Here is a 16,229-nt window from a genome sequence, read left to right as displayed (position 1 = left end):
GCAAGCGAGTAGACAAAGGGCCGAAAGCCCACGCCTTGAACGATGCCCGATACGCTGATCGTTCGCCGCTGCATGGGGAGCCTCGATTGACATCGCCGTATTTAGGACCGCCGTATTTAGGACCGCCGTATTTAGGACCGCCGTATTTAGGACCGCCGTATTTAGGACTGCCGGAAGAATAGCTGGCGGCATTTTCCGTAGTGGACGAGGCAACGAGTCCTTTTGGGCTCAGTGAAGCTGCAAGACTCGTTGTCTCGTCCACTACCGACCGCCATTGATTATTCCGAACGTTTTTAGTGGGCCGTCGTGTCCATAGGCAGGTTTCGATCGCCGAGCATATTGTCGAAATCGAGAATCGCCGCAGGATCACTGGCAACCATCTTGATACGAGCTAGATTGGCCCGAGCCGATTGCTCCTCTTCCACTTGCTCGGTGATGAACCATTGCAGCTCCACCAAGGACGCAAACGCTTTCTGTTCCATGGCAAGTTGAAACAGTGTGTCGATACGCTGGGTGTTCTCTTTTTCCTGCTTCAGTGCCCACTCAAAAATCTCGACGATGTTGGCAAATTCTTGACGTGGCGGATCAACTTGAGTCAAGTTCACCTCGACATCGCGGGCGAGCAAGAAGTCATAGATCTTCATTGCATGGGTGTACTCTTCTTGAGCTTGAGCACGAAGCCAACCGGCGCATCCGGTCAACTGTTGGCGGTCGCACCAGGCGCTCATGGCTAAATAGGAATACCATGACCCCAATTCGCAGGAGAGCTGTTCGTTCAGGGCGTCGGTAACTTGATGATTAGACATAGGGACTTCACTTCAAAAATGAATAGGGATCGGTTCGGACTTTGCCGTTTCAACCCGCATCCTAACGCGCGACTTCGTGATCGGACTAGCTGGCTATCGACCAATACCGATGGGGGTTACTCATCCAGCGTAAACCCGACCTTGATCGTTACCTGCCAATGCGAGACCTTGCCATCGGCGATGTCGCCTCGTGTCTCGATCACTTCGAACCAGCGAAGCCCTTTGACGGTCTTTGCGGCACGGGCGATGGCGTTGTTCACAGCGTCCTCGATCGAGGAGGTGGAGGTCCCTGTAAGTTCGATTTTTTTGTAGATGTGGTTCGACATGACGAATACTCCTAGTGAGATTGCGAGACCCTCGCACCCCCCGGTGCGACGGAACCGAGTATAGCGTATTTCGAACCGAGAAAATCACTCAAATCTGCGTGCTTTCGCACCCCCAAAGGTGACCTGGGCGAAAGGAACAGGCACGTCGTCCTGGATCCATTTCTAGGCATCGGTTGCCGAGCTAATATTGGCCGCTTTGGCTGGCGAAGCATCGCTCGGAGTTCTCGATTCCCAGCGTGCAAGATCCGCGAATTTCTTAGCCAGTTTCTCGGAAATCGACGACAGCGCACCGCCGCGATGCATCGCGCAATCTCGGCACTGCTCTTTGACTCGGTTTTCCAGATCCACCTGAAACGAGCGGTTCTTTTTCCCGACATAGCCGCTCATCAACAGTGACTTCAACAGATTTTCGCTGCGTTCCATTCCCGCGTCACTTTCGCCCGCCAAGGATCGGCAACAAATTTTGGCGAGTTCGTTTAGATCCGCTTCAATCTCAGGATTGGTATCTTCGTTAGTTTCTGTCTCATTCATTTTCATATCTCATCGCGAGCATGGTGGTATTTTTTTTCACGCGGGATCAATGGTTCCCATATTATGGTGCAAACATCGATACACTTCCTCCGTCACCTTTTGTTGTCATTGCGTCTCCTTTTCTCTCACGCTCCAAAACGCTCCATCGACATCGCGCTGCGGACGGACCGCTGCCGAAAATCGAGGGAGCGTCACACTCGCTAGGTCGACTTGCCATTAGCACTTGCAAGAGGATTCAAACTGTTGCACTTGGCGTTCCGCCTCTTCTCGAGCGATGCCATAGCGTTCTTGCACGCGGCCTACCAATTCTTCGCGTTTTCCATCGACGCGATCCAGATCATCGTCGGTAAGATCGCCCCACTGCTGTTTGACCTGTCCCTTGGCTTGCTTCCACTTGCCTTGAATCTGGTCCCAATTCATCTCAATATCTCCCTTAGGTAAAGTTGCACGAAAATCAGCCCAACTCGAATCAGCCCAACTCGGGCGTATCCATTAGCCAACTCAAGTGCATTTGCTGGACCAAACACCATCGCTATCGGTTTGCCCCAGCATCGACAGCAATGCTGCAGAAGTCTTGAATTCCCATCCACACCCCCGGAAACGAACTCGCTCGGCCCCGAACAACCGTGGTGACGCCACCATAAAAAAAGACAGCATCCCCATCTGGGACTGCTGCCTTGTCGTATTTCCAACCGTTTGCCAACGTGCGCTCGGTTGCTCTTTATTCGTCCACGTCGACGGTGATCTCGCCTGTATCGCGAGACCGTTCTACTTCGACGCCCCCGTCGGGTGTATCGACATCCAACAGCGTTTCCTTGTTATCGCAGCCGACGATCGCGAATCCAACGAAAAACGTCGCGACAGCAAACAGCGACCGCATCGATCGGAGAAAAGAATTCATAATGGACCTGCAAGTTTGTTTTTTCAAAGAAGGTAAATCTCGATATAGCCATCGACCGATGGCCGCTACACGTAACCCATCAACACCAGCACCAATACGATGACAACAATCACTGTCAATGCTCCGCTGGGGGCGTACCCCCAACTTCGGGAGTGTGGCCACGCAGGCAACGCTCCCACAAGCAACAAGATCAAAAGGATAAGCAATAGGGTGTACATCACGATTCTCCGCTTGGCACTGCGGCCAAAAAGCTGAACAGCAGGCTCCGCTGTTTCCCAGACCGATAAAGTTCAACCGCAAACCGGATAACGGAGCCGTTACCCAAGCGGACAAGATCGCTTACTTGTTTTTGTACGCATCCCGCAGATCGCGAACCTTGTCATGCCCTGCTTTAACCACCGCGTATTGCGACAACAACACATCGTTCATCGCACTTCCCGCCGTATCCTTGAGCACCTCTTCATAGGCATTCTTGATATGGTCTTCACCACGCTCGGCTTCGATCAGAATGACGTAGGGATCGCCTCCATTTAGCTTGCTGCGGACATTAATCCAGGCCCGATGCACACCGGCGCTGGCCGAACCATCGTCTTCCGCCTCTTCGCCATTCCACTGGACATAATTTTGCAACTCCGTCGCCAGGGCTGACCGCTCGTTGGCAATCTCGCGGAACAGCGTCGCGAGCTTCTTATCACTTAGCTCTTCGGCCGACTCTCGAAATCCATCATAGGAGTCAATATTGGCACGGATCAGCTTCTGAAGTTTCTTGACGGTGGTTTCACTGAGGCTTTGCTTTGTTTCGAGACTCATAGCAGACTCCGGTTAGAGGTTATTTTTTACTGATTGACGCATCGATTGGTGAAGCGTCGTGCGGGTGAAGCATCGTGGCTGCAATCGCCACGGCAACGACCAAGCATTGCGTTTCGACAACGCAACCACGACAAACAAAGGCAAACGGTGTGCCGACGCCGAATTTGCCTCTAAACCGAGCGGACGACCACTCTTTCTGACCGCAAAGCGGCCAACTTGATTTAACACCAGACAGCGGAGTTGATCAAAACAACACGAATGGCCCACGAAACGAAACGCCCGCGAAACGATTTGATGCCGATTCCCAGCCCGATCGCGTTTATTGAGACGGTTGCGACTGGTACACGATTTGCCATTTCCGTTTTGCCATTTTCGTTCTTACGAACATTCGTTTCGGTTCCTCGTTTCTGTGTTTCTCGTTCCTCGTCCATCGAAGGGAGCTCCCCACGTGGCACTTCACCCTCACTGCATCTTTCAACGAGGATCAAGCCCCATCGTTGCCGCGGCGGTTCACAACGGGCACGACACTCGCCGGAGTGTCGAGCAGCGTTTGGCGATTGACGAAGACGAACAGCAACGAGAAGAAGATCCGATCACGGGTGAATGGACTCAAATCGCGAAGACCCAAATCGTCGGTCTGCGTTCGCGTTTCGAAGTGGACCTGAACCGACCGCGTGACAAGGCGGTTTACGAAACGCCCGCCGATGCCTGGGGAATGGAGGTCTGGGACACGCCACCGGACCCCAAAATGATCGAAGCATCGCTGCGTGAATACGACAAATTCTATGAAGATGTCGAAGCCTTGCTGCGTGAACTGATCGAAGAACATGGCCGCGTCGTCGTCTATGACTTGCACACCTACAACCACCGTCGCGACGGAGCGGATGCCCCGCCCGCCGACCCACGCAAAAATCCCGAAGTCAACGTTGGTACCGGGACGATGGATCGCAAATTCTGGGCACCCGTCGTCGACCGGTTTATCACCGAACTTCGAGCGTATGACTTTCACGGACGCAAGTTGGATGTCCGCGAAAATGTGAAATTCCAGGGTGGCTATTTTGGCGAGTGGATCCACACCACGTTTCCCGAACAAGCTTGTGCGATTGCGATCGAGTTCAAGAAATTTTTCATGGATGAATGGGAGGGCGAAGCCAACCCCGACGAGGTGGATTGTATTTACAAGGCGTTAGAGTCGACATTGCCCGGCGTCCAAACAGCATTGAGACAACTGTGAACCCCAACAACACGCCGCCGCAACCGAAACGCGATCCAATCGAATCGGAGTTCGACGCGATTACCGACGCGGTATGCGCACGTTTGTCAAAAAACCAACGGGTACGACGGACGCTGCCAGGGGATGGCCGCTTTAAATTTGATCGTCAGCTTCCCTTTCTGTGTGTTTATCGCTCGCCGGTCGATCACAAAGACACGGGCACGCGTGAATTGGTAACCACCGAGGCGGCCTATCTGTTTGCTTCGGCCGCCCCGCAATACCATTCGGGGCTAACGACATTGACGACGGCCGTTCGCGGCATCATGCAAGAGCACTTTGGCACTTTCTTGTTCGTTGAAATATGGTGTTCCGACGCAGCGAACACCCCACAACCTTCGCGACCGAGCTTCGAAATCGTCTCGCCTGACTTGGATGCGTTGCCGTCGACCATTGAAGTCCTGCGAAATTCGCTCAAAGAAATTTCGGTCCACGGACGCTGCGGCACCGTCACAGAACGAAGCGACAATCGCGTCGGACCACCCCAAATCGAACCACTTGCCCCGCAGTGTTCCGGCGATGCCAATGCAGGCGTCTGCACGATTGGGATCGCGGTGAAACCGGTGTATCGCGATTCCCGCAATGGATCGCTCTACCCCGTCGTGCTGCAATCGTTTCGCCGTCAATTGGCGACCGGCCTTCGCAAGACGATTGCGGAATTTACGGGCAGCCAAGACCAATCCACCAAGGTGCATTTCGAATCACTTGGGCCCTCGTCGCTGGTCAAAGCAACTCGTTTAATCGACCAACAGCTCTGCAGCGTCTCGGAATCGTTCGATTTCTTGCTGCAAGTCACGCCGACCAATGCGGACGAAGCTTGGCAACAATTTCATGACAGTCGTTATCGCGAGTTACCCACGCTGTATTATCGCCCGCTGCCGTACCACCCCAACGTGCTCAAACGCCGCCTGTTCGATATTGAAATTGAACGTGTCGAAGATCCCACTCTGGCGCATCTGTTTTGGGAAAAGCAAAACGAGGTGGATCGGCAATTGACTGCGTTACGAGATCTTGACCAACCCGAAACGTCCAAGTCATCCTCGCATCCTTCGCCATTTTTGAGCACGAGTCTGCAATTGTATGGTCGCCCCGAAGACGCTCTGATCACGTTGGCCAAAGACATCCTACGAACGATTCATCCCAGCCCCAAACACAAATCGAAATCGGCTCGCTGCATTGCCAGCAGCGAAATCATTCAGCGAGCGCATGATGAAATCGACTATTATCACACCAAGATGAACGAGTTCACCGCGACGGTGCAGGTGTCCGATTCTATCGCTTCGGGAATCATGGTCTCGCAAGGCCGGTTGCTGATCTCGAGCAAGATAAAACTCGCGGCAAAACGTGTCGAATCGTTATTGCATCACGAAATCGGCACCCATTTGTTGACGTATTTCAACGGTCGCTGTCAACCATTTCAACAACTGTACGCGGGTTTGGCAGGCTACGAAGAGCTGCAAGAAGGTTTGGCAGTATTGGCGGAATACTTGTGCGGTGGATTGACAAAGCGTCGTTTGCGGACGCTGGCGGCTCGCGTCATTGCGGTTGATTCGATGATCGCCGGAAACGCGTTTGTGGAAACGTTCCGCTTGCTACACAAGAAGCATCACTTTGCTCCGCATGCCTCCTTCACCACCACATTGCGAGTGTACCGCGGGGGCGGCTACAGCAAGGATCTGATCTATCTGCGTGGTCTGCGTGATTTACTCGAATATTTGGCAGCGGGGCATGAAATTGAACCGTTGTATGTGGGCAAGATTGGATTGCAGCATGTGCCGTACGTGCAAGAGTTGCGGCGGCGCGGAATCATTACTCCTCCGCGTGTTTTACCTCGTTTCTGGAACGACCCTCGCATCCGTGACCGGCTCGAAGTCTGTCGGGGCAAGTCGGTCCTTGATCTTATGGAGACCGACTGATGAAGATTGGATTTGTAGTCAACGATGTCTTGACCGAACAAGCCGCCTACACGACGACGCGGCTCGCAATGACCGCCGTGAACATGGGGCACCAAGCCTACACACTCGGCGTGGGTGATTTTGTCTACGCACCTGATGGAACCATTCATGCGTCCGCGCGAACGGTCAATGGCGAGCATTATGAATCACTCGAAAACTTTATTGGTGAACTTCAGGACAAAGAATCCGGTGGCGTCAGAATATCGCTTGACGACCTCGACGTTTTGCTACTTCGCAACGATCCTTCGGACGACGCAGCAGAGCGTCCATGGGCTCAAACCAGTGGCATCTTGTTTGGACAACTCGCCACGGCGCGAGGCGTGATCGTCTTGAACGATCCTGAAAATCTCGCCAATGCCATCAACAAAACTTATTTCCAACACTTTCCCGAAGAAGTCCGCCCCAAAACCTGCATCAGTCGTGACATCAAGCAGATCAATTCGTTTATCGAATCCCAAAATGGCAAAGTGGTGATCAAACCGCTGCAGGGGTCCGGCGGTCAAAGCGTGTTTTTGATCAATGAAGACGAAAAAGCAAACCGCAACCAAATGATTGAAGCGGTGCTGCGTGACGGATACTGTATCGTCCAAGAGTATTTGCCCGCCGCAGTCGATGGCGATGTCCGATTGTTTGTCATGAATGGTCGACCGCTGTGGCACGAAGGGGCGTATGCCGCGTTTCGCCGAGTCAACAAGACGGGCGATGCGAGAAGCAATATGCATTCGGGGGGCAAGAGCGAGGCGGCCGAGGTGACCGACAAAATGCTTGAATTGGTCGAAATGGTGCGTCCGAAACTCGTCCGCGATGGCATGTTCCTAGTGGGGCTGGATATCGTCGATGACAAGTTGATGGAGATCAATGTATTCAGCCCCGGTGGTCTCGGCAGCAGCCAACAATTGACCGGAGTCGATTTTACCGCCGCGATCATTCGCGATTTACAACGCAAGGTTCGCTACAAGCAGTATTACGGATCTCGCATCCGTAACGTGGATCTTGCCACGCTGTAGAGGGCGAATCGTTCGGCGACCCGTGAACGATTCCCTAGTAGCCACCTTCGCCAGAAGGGGGTGATTCACAATGGACGCCAACAATCCACGCTCTGGCGAGCGTAGCAACTCAAAGTTCACGGCGTTCGACGTTTCGCTGGGAACTCAACGAATTCAGCCGAGCGTGATCGCTGGCGGCCCATGGAAAGAGTCGGAAACACAGGGGGAATTGACGAAAACGCCTTTACCGTCTTCAATTTGACATCGTTTCAACGTTTGTAAGGTTTGGAAGGTGCTGCGATGGGTGTCAAATCAATGGTGGGCAAGTTGGATGGGATGCTGCGGGTGGGCGAAGCGGCCGAGTACTTAAGCGTGACCACGGAAACGCTACGAAACTGGGATAAATCGGGACGACTTGTTCCCACGCGTCATCCGGTCACCGGCTATCGCTATTACCGGCAAGAAGACCTTGACGCGTTTCTCGCGGCCATCGTGGCCCAACGCGAGCACGCGTGAACTTCATTAGTGAATGCATCCTCGGGTGGCATGCGACGGCGGAGTCGCAAAACGCCAGCGAGATCACAGGGGATATTTTGGGGCATCGAGAGATGGATGCGGCAGTGGCGCGGCGCGCCCACTGGCAAGGTACAAGCGTATGAATCGTGACAAAGAATCGGAGCAAAATCGCGTCGGCGATGCCTCGCCCCTGATCGTCGGCGTGGGCGCATCGGCCGGTGGACTCGAAGCATTCCAGGAACTGTTGACCGCGCTCGGCGATGCACCAGGGATGGCGATCGTGTTCATCCAACATCTTGATCCGCAAAGCAAATCGCTGTTGGTCGAATTGTTATCAAAATCGACCTCGATGCAGGTGCTTGAGTTAACCGATCGCACAGCGCTGATTGTGGACAAGGTTTACATCTGCCCTCCGCAAACGTTGCTGGAAATACACCACGGTTCGGCCCGCATCGTTCAACCCGAGAATGAGATTCGCCGCACATCGACGATTGACCATTTCCTGCATTCGCTTGCCCAAGACCAACAAGACCGCGGTCTCGGCGTGATCTTGTCGGGCACCGGCAGCGATGGAACCCTGGGACTCAAAGCGATCAGCGACCGAGGTGGATTGACGTTTGCGCAAGACCCGGTGTCTGCCAAATACGACTCGATGCCTCGTAGTGCCGCAACGATGGGAGTCGCGGATCACGTGATCCCGCCCCGCGAGATTGCTGGCGAACTGCTGCGTTATGCCCGCCATTTGTCGGACCAAGCCGCTTCCGTTTCTCCTCACCGCTTGGGCCAGCAGATCGAAGAAGCGATACCAGTGATCGCGGAAACGCTGATGAAGGTCACTTCGCATAATTTCCAGCATTACAAATCCAGTACGCTGCAGCGGCGTATCCAACGGCGAATGCAAGTGCGGAAAATCGCATCGGTCAACCAGTATATCGAACACCTCACGCAAAATGACGACGAGATCCATGCTCTCTTTCGAGACTTGTTGATCGGGGTTACCGCATTCTTTCGAGACCCCGAGGCCTTTGAAGCTCTGCGTAATCAAGTGCTACCGAAGCTCTTCGAAAATCGCGATCCCAACGACAACGTGCGTATTTGGGTTGCCGGCTGCGCCAACGGAGCGGAAGCGTACACGATGGCGATGTTGTGTCGCGAAGTGATGGACCACCTCCCCGCTCCGCCCAACGTCCAGATCTTTGCGACGGACATCGACGAGCGTTCCTTAGCAATTGCCCGCCGTGGCACGTACCCGCTGGGGATCCAAGATCACATCAGCCCCAAGCGATTGAAACGGTTCTTCGTCAAACAGGGGACGAAATATCACGTCGCGAAAGAGATCCGTGAGCTTGTTCTGTTTTCGAATCACAATTTGATCAGCGACCCTCCCTTCTCGCGTCTCGACCTGATCTCGTGTCGCAATCTATTGATCTACCTCGGACCTCACCTGCAAAAGAAATTAATTCCGCTGTTTCACTATGCGTTATGTCCCTCGGGCTACCTTTTTTTAGGGCCCAGCGAAAGTATCGCCTCGCATGCAGAATTGTTTCGCCCTATCGATGCCAAGTCCCGCATTTCGCAGCGGAAAGGGACCGCGATCGGATCGGCAACCCCAACGGGTTTCTTACCGCGAGCGGCGACATCCCCTCGATCGGCTATCACCCCCGACGCATCAGTCGATTTGACAGACATGATGCAGCGGATTGTGCTGGACGAATTCACTCCGAAAACAGCGGTCATTGATGAATCAGGCCAAGTGCTAACATCGTCGCCAAACATCAAAAAATATCTCAGCCTGACCGCAGGTCCATTTGAAAACAACATCGTCAAAATGGCGGCAAGTGGCTTGCAAATTGGTTTGCGTGCCGCGATTGCGGAAGCCAAACGAACCAGCCGCCGAGTCCAGCACGAAAACTTGTCGCTGCGTGACGGCGACCAAGTCCAACGGGTCATGTTGACCGTCCAACCGATGCCCCGTTTAGGCGAAGACGCTCCGTTATTTTTGGTCGTCTTTCACGATGTCGGCTTACCTATCCAGCGTGACGAGAGCGACGATCTGATCCAGCATCCTCATCCCGATACCGATTCGCTGATCGTTCAGATTGAACGCGAACTCGAGACCACTCGCAGCGATCTTGAACAGACGATGCAGGACATGGAGGCGACCAATGAAGAGTTAAAATCGTCCAACGAAGAACTGTTGTCGATGAACGAAGAGTTGCATTCGGCAAACGAGGAATTGGAAACCTCACGCGAGGAGATCCGTGCTAGCCGAGACGCAATCGCCAACATCAACACCGATCTCGAGAACCTGTTCCGCAGCACCCAAATTGCAACGATTTGTTTGGATGCAAACCAAAACACGATCTGGTACTCGCCTGCCGCTTCGCAAATCTATCGGTTGATCGCCAGCGATATTGGACGTCCGCTGGGTGACATCTCGCATGACGCGGTAAAAATGCCTGCGCTCCCCAGCGTCCAAGAGCTTTCCGCCAGCAACGAGCGTCTTGAACATGAGATCCAAACCAACGACGGACGCTGGTTCCTCCGCCGCGTGCTACCGTACATGCGTGGCGACAAAGCGGACGGATTGATTTTAACGTTCATCGACATCACGCTGCAAAAACAGTCGACAATTCGCATGACGACGGAACATCAAGTCATCCGCTTGATCGCCGATGCGAAGTCGTTTGACTCGGCGGTCCCCAAGGTCTTGAAGACGATTCGAGAATCGCTGGGAGCCGATATCTGCGCCATTTGGCTACCCGATCCTCAGCACCAATTGCTGCGATGCACCGAGGTATCGGTAGGGCCAAACGATCCCGAAATGGAGCAAGTTGCTGCCCAAAACCAGGAATTTGAGTTTAGCAAAGGGCGAGGGTTACCCGGCCGGGTCTGGCAATCATTGACCGCACATTCAATCGAAAATCTGTCCGCCGACTCAAATTTTTCGCGCACGCATACCATTGCTGCGGGACTGACCCAAGCGATGGCGATGCCCATCGTGGTGGGCACCGATTTCTTTGGTGTGATCGAAGTTTTTTCACGACGCTCAGGCAGGTACGAGCAGCCGTTCTTGGCGATGTTGCAATCGATTGGCATTGAATTGGGACAATTTATTCGCCACACCCAAGCCGATGCGAATTTGCGTGACGAAGAGGCCCGTAAATCTGCGATCTTAGCCTCGGCACTCGACTCGATCATCACGATGGATGTCGATGGCCGAATCGTCGATTTCAATCCTGCTGCCGAGCAAACGTTTGGTTACAAACAAGAGGAAGTGAAGGGGCGTTTACTAGCGGACACCATTGTTCCCGAAGAATTTCGCGACGCCCACACTCGTGGACTAAAACGCTATTTGGCATCGGGCGAATCCACGGTAATCGGTCGCCGAATTGAATTGACGGCCCTGCGATCCAACGGCGAGCAATTCCCTGTCGAGCTTGCCATCAACGCAACAAAAACGCGGGATGGATCTCCCTTTTTCACTGCGTATCTGCGTGATATCACCGAGCACAAGCAATTTGTGCAAACGATCTTTGAGCGGGATGAGCGAATTGTCGCCTTGCTAAACTCGACCGCCGAAGGCATCTACGGCATCGACCCCGAAGGCATTTGTACGTTTGCCAATGCATCGTGCGCCGAATTGTTGGGCTATGCAGACCCCGCAGAACTGGTCGGCAAACAGATGCATCAACTGATCCATCACACGCGTCGCGATGGCAGCGATTGCCCGAACCATGAATGTCAGATCTACGAAGCATTCCGTGTCGGCGCACAAGTCCATATTGACGACGAGCTATTCTGGCGAGCCGACGGCACATCCTTTGATGTCGAATACTGGTCCTATCCAATGATCCGCGAGGGTCAAACGATCGGCTGTGTGGTGACATTTATGGATGTGACACATCGCAAAGAAGCCGAGCGTGTGGTGGTCAAGCAGCGAGAGGATCTTGATCTTGCTTTTCGCGCCGGTCGGCTGGGATCGTGGCATTGGAAGGTGTCGGAGAATCAGGTCACATGGTCAGACCACTTGTACGAGTTGCTCGGCTACAAGAAAGATCAATTCGTAGCGACCGCCGAAGGTTTCATGCAGATCATTCACCCCGATGATCGCGACTATGTTCAGGGCCGTGTTGATGCAGCATTCAGCGGCAGATGCGAAGAATTCGAGATGGATTTCCGGGTGATCCGTGGTGATGACCAGCAAACCATCTGGACCTACGGCCGCGGGGTAATCCAGCGTGATTCGCAGGGAAACCCGCTGTCGATCACGGCGGTGGCGAGTGACGTCAGCGCTCGCAAGAAGGCGGAATTGGACATGATCCAACGAGAGCGGACGCTCTCGCTAGCGCTGGATGCCGGCCGCATGGGCAGCTGGGTTTGGAACATTCCCAAGAACAAGATCACTTGGTCCGATCGTCTGCATTCGATGTACGGCTATGACAAACAAGAATTCAAGGGGACCCCCGAGGGATTCTTGGAAATTGTGATTCCCGAAGATCACGTCGTCGTGCAGCAGGTGATTGACTCGGTGCTGCATTCGAATTCCGAGCGTGAAGCATTTGAATGCCGTTGCATTCGCGGTACCGATGGACGAACGATCTGGTCTCAGGTGCATGGCGTCGTCGACCGCGACGAGCAAGGCAACGCCTTAAAGATCACGGGGTTCGCCGTCGATATCACCGAACGCAAGTCCCGCGAATTGAATCTGGCATTTCTAGCGGACTTGCAATCCGCATTCGTCAATCCGTTGTCGGCCGACGAGATCATTCAGCAAGCATGTACCCGAATCACCGAGTACATGAAGTTGTCGCGATGCACGCTGGCCGAAATCAACGAGCAGGACGAAACGGCGAACGTCTTTTACGAACATCTCACCGAGCCAGGCCTTGCCAGCCTGCGCGGAGACCATAGCCTGGCCGAGTTCCACGAAGCTCCCGAGCGAGAGGCACTATTAGCAGGCCACCCGCTCGCGATTGATGACTGTCAAAATGTAAAACGTTCGGCCAACTCGGCCGAACGTTTTGCTGCCTTCGATATCGGTTCGATGTTCACCGCAACCTATATCAGCGACCGACGTTTAAAGTTTGTATTGGCCGCCATTCGCAAGGAACCGCATCGTTGGCAAGCGGACGAGAAAGAGTTTTTACAAGAATTCACGACTCGGGTTTACGCGCGTCTGGAACGGGCCCGCGCCGAAGACGCACTGCGTGAAAGCGAAGAATTCAATCGCACGATTATCGAAAGCAGCCCCGACTGTATCAATGTCCTCGACTTGGACGGTCGCATGTTGACAATGAACTCTGCCGGGATTGCCTCGTTTGAAATCGCTGATTTCGAGACCTTCCGAGGCGAGCCATGGGAAACATTGTGGCCCGCCGAAATCCAGCCCAGCGTTCGTGAAGCGCTGCGTGATGCGATTGCCGGGGGAACCGCCAGCTTCCAAGCGTTCTGTCCCACCGCCAACGCCACGCCCAAATGGTGGGACGTGATCGTCACCTCGGTGCGTGGGGTGTCCGAGCAAATCAAATTTCTCGTTGCGGTGTCCCGAGACATTACCGAACGAAAACGTTGGGAATTGGAACTCGCCGACCGCGAAGCTCACCTGCGTCGCGTAATCAACAATCAATTGGGACTCGTCGGAGTGATCGGAAACGATGGCAAGTTACTCGAGGTCGACGATCGTTCGATGAGCATCGCAGGACTGAGTCGCGACGATGTGATTGGTAAACACTTTGCCGAATGCGCTTGGTGGACTTACGATGACGCGGTCGCCAACCAAATGCGAGACGCGATGGATCGCGCCTTTGCGGGTGAAACGGTGCGGTTCGATGTCGGCTTGTATTCCAAGGAAGGTAATCCGCTGATGATCGATTTCATGATGGCACCGGTCCGAGATGCCAACGGCAATATCGAATACCTGATTCCCTCGGGCGTCGACATCAGTGATCGCTATGCCGCTCAGATGCGATTGGTCGAAAGCGAACGCCGCATCTCGATGGCGCTCAAGGCCGGAGCGATGGCAGCTTGGGAGTGGAGCGAGGAAAAAAGCGTCTGGGAAGACTCTCTATTCCAACTGCTGGGTATCCCCTGGCAAGAAAACCCCTCATCCGAATTATTCTTTCAAAGCGTCCATCCTGACGACCTTTCCACGCTCAAATCCGTGTGGAAACGGGCGACCGAAAACGGCGATAACTATGAAACCGAATTCCGCGTTATCCGCCCCGATGGCAAAGTAGTCTGGCTAGCGGCGGTCGGCACCATCCTGCGTGATGAACAGGGCAAGATTACACGGATCCATGGCCTGAACTGGGACATCACTAACGCGAAGGAATCCGAGCGTCGCATTCTCGCCAGCGAAGAGCGTCTGCGATTGGCACTCAGTGCGGCGGAATTGAAACTTTGGCAATGGCATGTCAATGCCGACCAATTCTATCGTTCCGGTGAATTGAGCAAACAATCGGGAATCGAGTCCGCCCAACCGATCGGAGGACTTGCGGAATTTCTTGATTTGGTTCATCCCGATGACCGAGATCACGTCGAGCAAACTCTGCGACATAGCTTGGCAGAGGGTACTCCGTATCGCTGTGAATATCGCATCCTGCGTTCGTCCAAAGCCTATCGCTGGGTGATGTCGCTAGCCCATCTTTCCATCAAAGACAGCGATTCGCCGCTGCAAATGATCGGGGTGGAGTTGGATATCACGACTCGGCGTGAATCGGAAGAAGCGATCAAATCGGCACTGGAAAATTACGAAAGCAGCAATACAAAACTGCAAGGAATTTTCGATGTTACCTTGATCTTTGTCGGCGTGATCGATTTGGACGGTCAGGTCAGCGAGGTCAACGAAACAGCCACCACAGGGTGTGGATACAGACGTGACCAGATCATTGGAAAAAAATTCTGGGAATGTCCATGGTGGCGCCGATCGGCGAAAGTGCAGTCTTCAATCCGCGAGTCCTTCCAACGTGCTGCTGCGGGAGAAAGCATCGAAATGGAACTGGATTACTGGATCGCCGACGGTTCAAAACGCTCGATTCAATACAGGATTGCCCCGGCTCGAAACGAGAAAGGCGAGGTCGCATTTGTCGTGCCTAGTGGTGTGGACATCACCGAACGAAAGCGAAATGAACGCGAGATCCGGCTCAGTGCCCAACGCTTAAGCGTTGCCGCCAAAGCGGCTGGTTTTGGTATGTTGCATGTCGATTTGCGGTCGCAAAAAGTAATATTTTCACCGGAGTTCAAACGAATCGTCGGCTATCCCGAAGATTACACGTTCCAGATCGAGATGAGCCAAACTCCCTCGTTTGTCTACCCCGATGATGTGGATGCGTACCAACAGTATTTTCAGAAAGCCGCCCAGACGCGGCGGAAACTGATGACGCCACTTGACCTTCGCATCACGCGACTTGACGGCCAAATCCGCTGGGTGCGGTTGCAAACCAAAACGCTGTGGAGCAAAGGTAGCGAAGGCCAAAAACGCCCCTCTCAAATTATCGGCACGCTGTTGGACATTACGAATCAACATGAATTCGAACAGTCGCTCAAAGAAGCACGAGAACAGGCGGTCGCGGCGAACGAATCCAAGAGTGCGTTTTTAGCGAACATGAGTCACGAAATTCGCACCCCGATGACCGCAATCCTGGGCTATGCCTACTTGATTGCCGAAAAGGTCAACGATGACGAAACGCTTTCGCACGTTCGCACGATCCGGCACAACGGTGGTTTTCTGCTGGATATCATTAATGACATTCTTGACTTGTCAAAAATCGAAGCCGGCAAATTTGAAATCAGCCAACAACGGTTCGCGCCCAGCCATTTAGTCGAAGACGTTCGCTCGATCATGGAAGTCCGTGCGACCGAGAGCAACCTTGAACTCGATGTCGAATACCACGGTAAAATTCCTGCGGAAATCACCTCGGATCCCAAACGTTTGAAACAAGTCCTGATTAACTTGGTTGGTAACGCAATTAAATTCACCCCCGCCGGCATGGTGAAAATCATCGTGCGTTATGTGAATCAGCAACACGACCATGGGATACTGCAATTCGAAATTGTCGACTCTGGAATCGGAATGAGCAAACAACAACAGCGACGGTTGTTCCAGCCATTTTCGCAAGGGGACGGG

The 16,229-nt window shown here is 53.6% G+C and carries 13 protein-coding genes; 5 read left to right on the top strand and 8 right to left on the bottom strand.

Going from position 1 to position 16,229, the window contains the following annotated elements; genetic code table 11:
* The 8 genes from ABX962_RS12260 to ABX962_RS12225 form a co-directional block, all read right to left on the bottom strand.
* Positions 1 to 74 (bottom strand): acylphosphatase (locus ABX962_RS12260; RefSeq protein WP_372719755.1); only part of this gene is annotated, 74 nt, incomplete at its 3' end.
* A gap of 219 nt (positions 75 to 293) precedes the next feature.
* Positions 294 to 806, bottom strand: coding sequence for a ferritin (locus ABX962_RS12255; protein WP_372719753.1), 513 nt, complete (start codon positions 804 to 806; stop codon positions 294 to 296).
* A gap of 116 nt (positions 807 to 922) precedes the next feature.
* Positions 923 to 1,132 carry a dodecin gene (locus ABX962_RS12250; protein WP_372719752.1) on the bottom strand — a complete coding sequence of 70 codons (210 nt, stop codon included), beginning with the start codon at positions 1,130 to 1,132 and terminating at the stop codon, positions 923 to 925.
* Between the two features lie 162 nt (positions 1,133 to 1,294).
* Positions 1,295 to 1,663 (bottom strand): hypothetical protein, encoded by a 369-nt coding sequence (locus ABX962_RS12245; protein WP_372719750.1) that lies wholly within the window; start codon positions 1,661 to 1,663, stop codon positions 1,295 to 1,297.
* Between the two features lie 216 nt (positions 1,664 to 1,879).
* Positions 1,880 to 2,083 (bottom strand): CsbD family protein, encoded by a 204-nt coding sequence (locus ABX962_RS12240; protein WP_372719748.1) that lies wholly within the window; start codon positions 2,081 to 2,083, stop codon positions 1,880 to 1,882.
* A gap of 301 nt (positions 2,084 to 2,384) precedes the next feature.
* A complete protein-coding gene (locus ABX962_RS12235; RefSeq protein ID WP_372719746.1) occupies positions 2,385 to 2,564 on the bottom strand; it encodes a hypothetical protein in 180 nt (59 codons plus the stop codon).
* A gap of 65 nt (positions 2,565 to 2,629) precedes the next feature.
* The gene (locus ABX962_RS12230) at positions 2,630 to 2,782 is read right to left on the bottom strand and encodes a DUF3309 family protein (RefSeq protein WP_339942526.1); all 153 of its coding nucleotides are present in this window, start codon (positions 2,780 to 2,782) and stop codon (positions 2,630 to 2,632) included.
* Between the two features lie 121 nt (positions 2,783 to 2,903).
* Positions 2,904 to 3,374, bottom strand: a complete 471-nt coding sequence (locus ABX962_RS12225) for a PA2169 family four-helix-bundle protein (protein ID WP_372719744.1) — start codon at positions 3,372 to 3,374, stop codon at positions 2,904 to 2,906.
* 448 nt (positions 3,375 to 3,822) lie between these two features.
* On the opposite strand from ABX962_RS12225, the gene ABX962_RS12220 reads away from it, so the two are divergent.
* The 5 genes from ABX962_RS12220 to ABX962_RS12200 all read left to right on the top strand — a co-directional run.
* A complete protein-coding gene (locus tag ABX962_RS12220; protein WP_372719742.1) occupies positions 3,823 to 4,608 on the top strand; it encodes an N-formylglutamate amidohydrolase in 786 nt (261 codons plus the stop codon).
* The gene (locus ABX962_RS12215) at positions 4,605 to 6,560 is read left to right on the top strand and encodes a flavohemoglobin expression-modulating QEGLA motif protein (protein ID WP_372719740.1); all 1,956 of its coding nucleotides are present in this window, start codon (positions 4,605 to 4,607) and stop codon (positions 6,558 to 6,560) included. Before ABX962_RS12220 ends, ABX962_RS12215 begins: the two co-directional genes overlap by 4 nt.
* Positions 6,560 to 7,606 carry a glutathione synthetase gene (locus tag ABX962_RS12210; protein WP_372719738.1) on the top strand — a complete coding sequence of 349 codons (1,047 nt, stop codon included), beginning with the start codon at positions 6,560 to 6,562 and terminating at the stop codon, positions 7,604 to 7,606. The genes ABX962_RS12215 and ABX962_RS12210 overlap by 1 nt, the downstream gene beginning before the upstream one ends.
* Before the next feature lie 279 nt (positions 7,607 to 7,885).
* Positions 7,886 to 8,101 carry a MerR family transcriptional regulator gene (locus tag ABX962_RS12205; protein ID WP_372719736.1) on the top strand — a complete coding sequence of 72 codons (216 nt, stop codon included), beginning with the start codon at positions 7,886 to 7,888 and terminating at the stop codon, positions 8,099 to 8,101.
* A 139-nt stretch (positions 8,102 to 8,240) separates the two neighbouring features.
* On the top strand, positions 8,241 to 16,229 hold a 7,989-nt coding region (locus ABX962_RS12200), incomplete at its 3' end, for a PAS domain S-box protein (protein ID WP_372719734.1).

Origin of the sequence: Novipirellula sp. (genome assembly GCF_041583735.1) — a bacterium.
Taxonomy (GTDB): domain Bacteria; phylum Planctomycetota; class Planctomycetia; order Pirellulales; family Pirellulaceae; genus Novipirellula.
Note: the sequence above shows the minus strand (reverse complement) of the source record. Positions and strands in the feature narration are given on the sequence as shown.

What these genes read in the sequence shown, in the direction of transcription:
- ABX962_RS12255 (WP_372719753.1), bottom strand. Translation starts at nt 806, where the DNA reads ATGTCTAATCATCAAGTTACCGACGCCCTGAACGAACAGCTCTCCTGC.
- ABX962_RS12250 (WP_372719752.1), bottom strand. Translation starts at nt 1,132, where the DNA reads ATGTCGAACCACATCTACAAAAAAATCGAACTTACAGGGACCTCCACC.
- ABX962_RS12245 (WP_372719750.1), bottom strand. Translation starts at nt 1,663, where the DNA reads ATGAATGAGACAGAAACTAACGAAGATACCAATCCTGAGATTGAAGCG.
- ABX962_RS12240 (WP_372719748.1), bottom strand. Translation starts at nt 2,083, where the DNA reads ATGAATTGGGACCAGATTCAAGGCAAGTGGAAGCAAGCCAAGGGACAG.
- ABX962_RS12235 (WP_372719746.1), bottom strand. Translation starts at nt 2,564, where the DNA reads ATGAATTCTTTTCTCCGATCGATGCGGTCGCTGTTTGCTGTCGCGACG.
- ABX962_RS12230 (WP_339942526.1), bottom strand. Translation starts at nt 2,782, where the DNA reads ATGTACACCCTATTGCTTATCCTTTTGATCTTGTTGCTTGTGGGAGCG.
- ABX962_RS12225 (WP_372719744.1), bottom strand. Translation starts at nt 3,374, where the DNA reads ATGAGTCTCGAAACAAAGCAAAGCCTCAGTGAAACCACCGTCAAGAAA.
- ABX962_RS12210 (WP_372719738.1), top strand. Translation starts at nt 6,560, where the DNA reads ATGAAGATTGGATTTGTAGTCAACGATGTCTTGACCGAACAAGCCGCC.
- ABX962_RS12205 (WP_372719736.1), top strand. Translation starts at nt 7,886, where the DNA reads ATGGGTGTCAAATCAATGGTGGGCAAGTTGGATGGGATGCTGCGGGTG.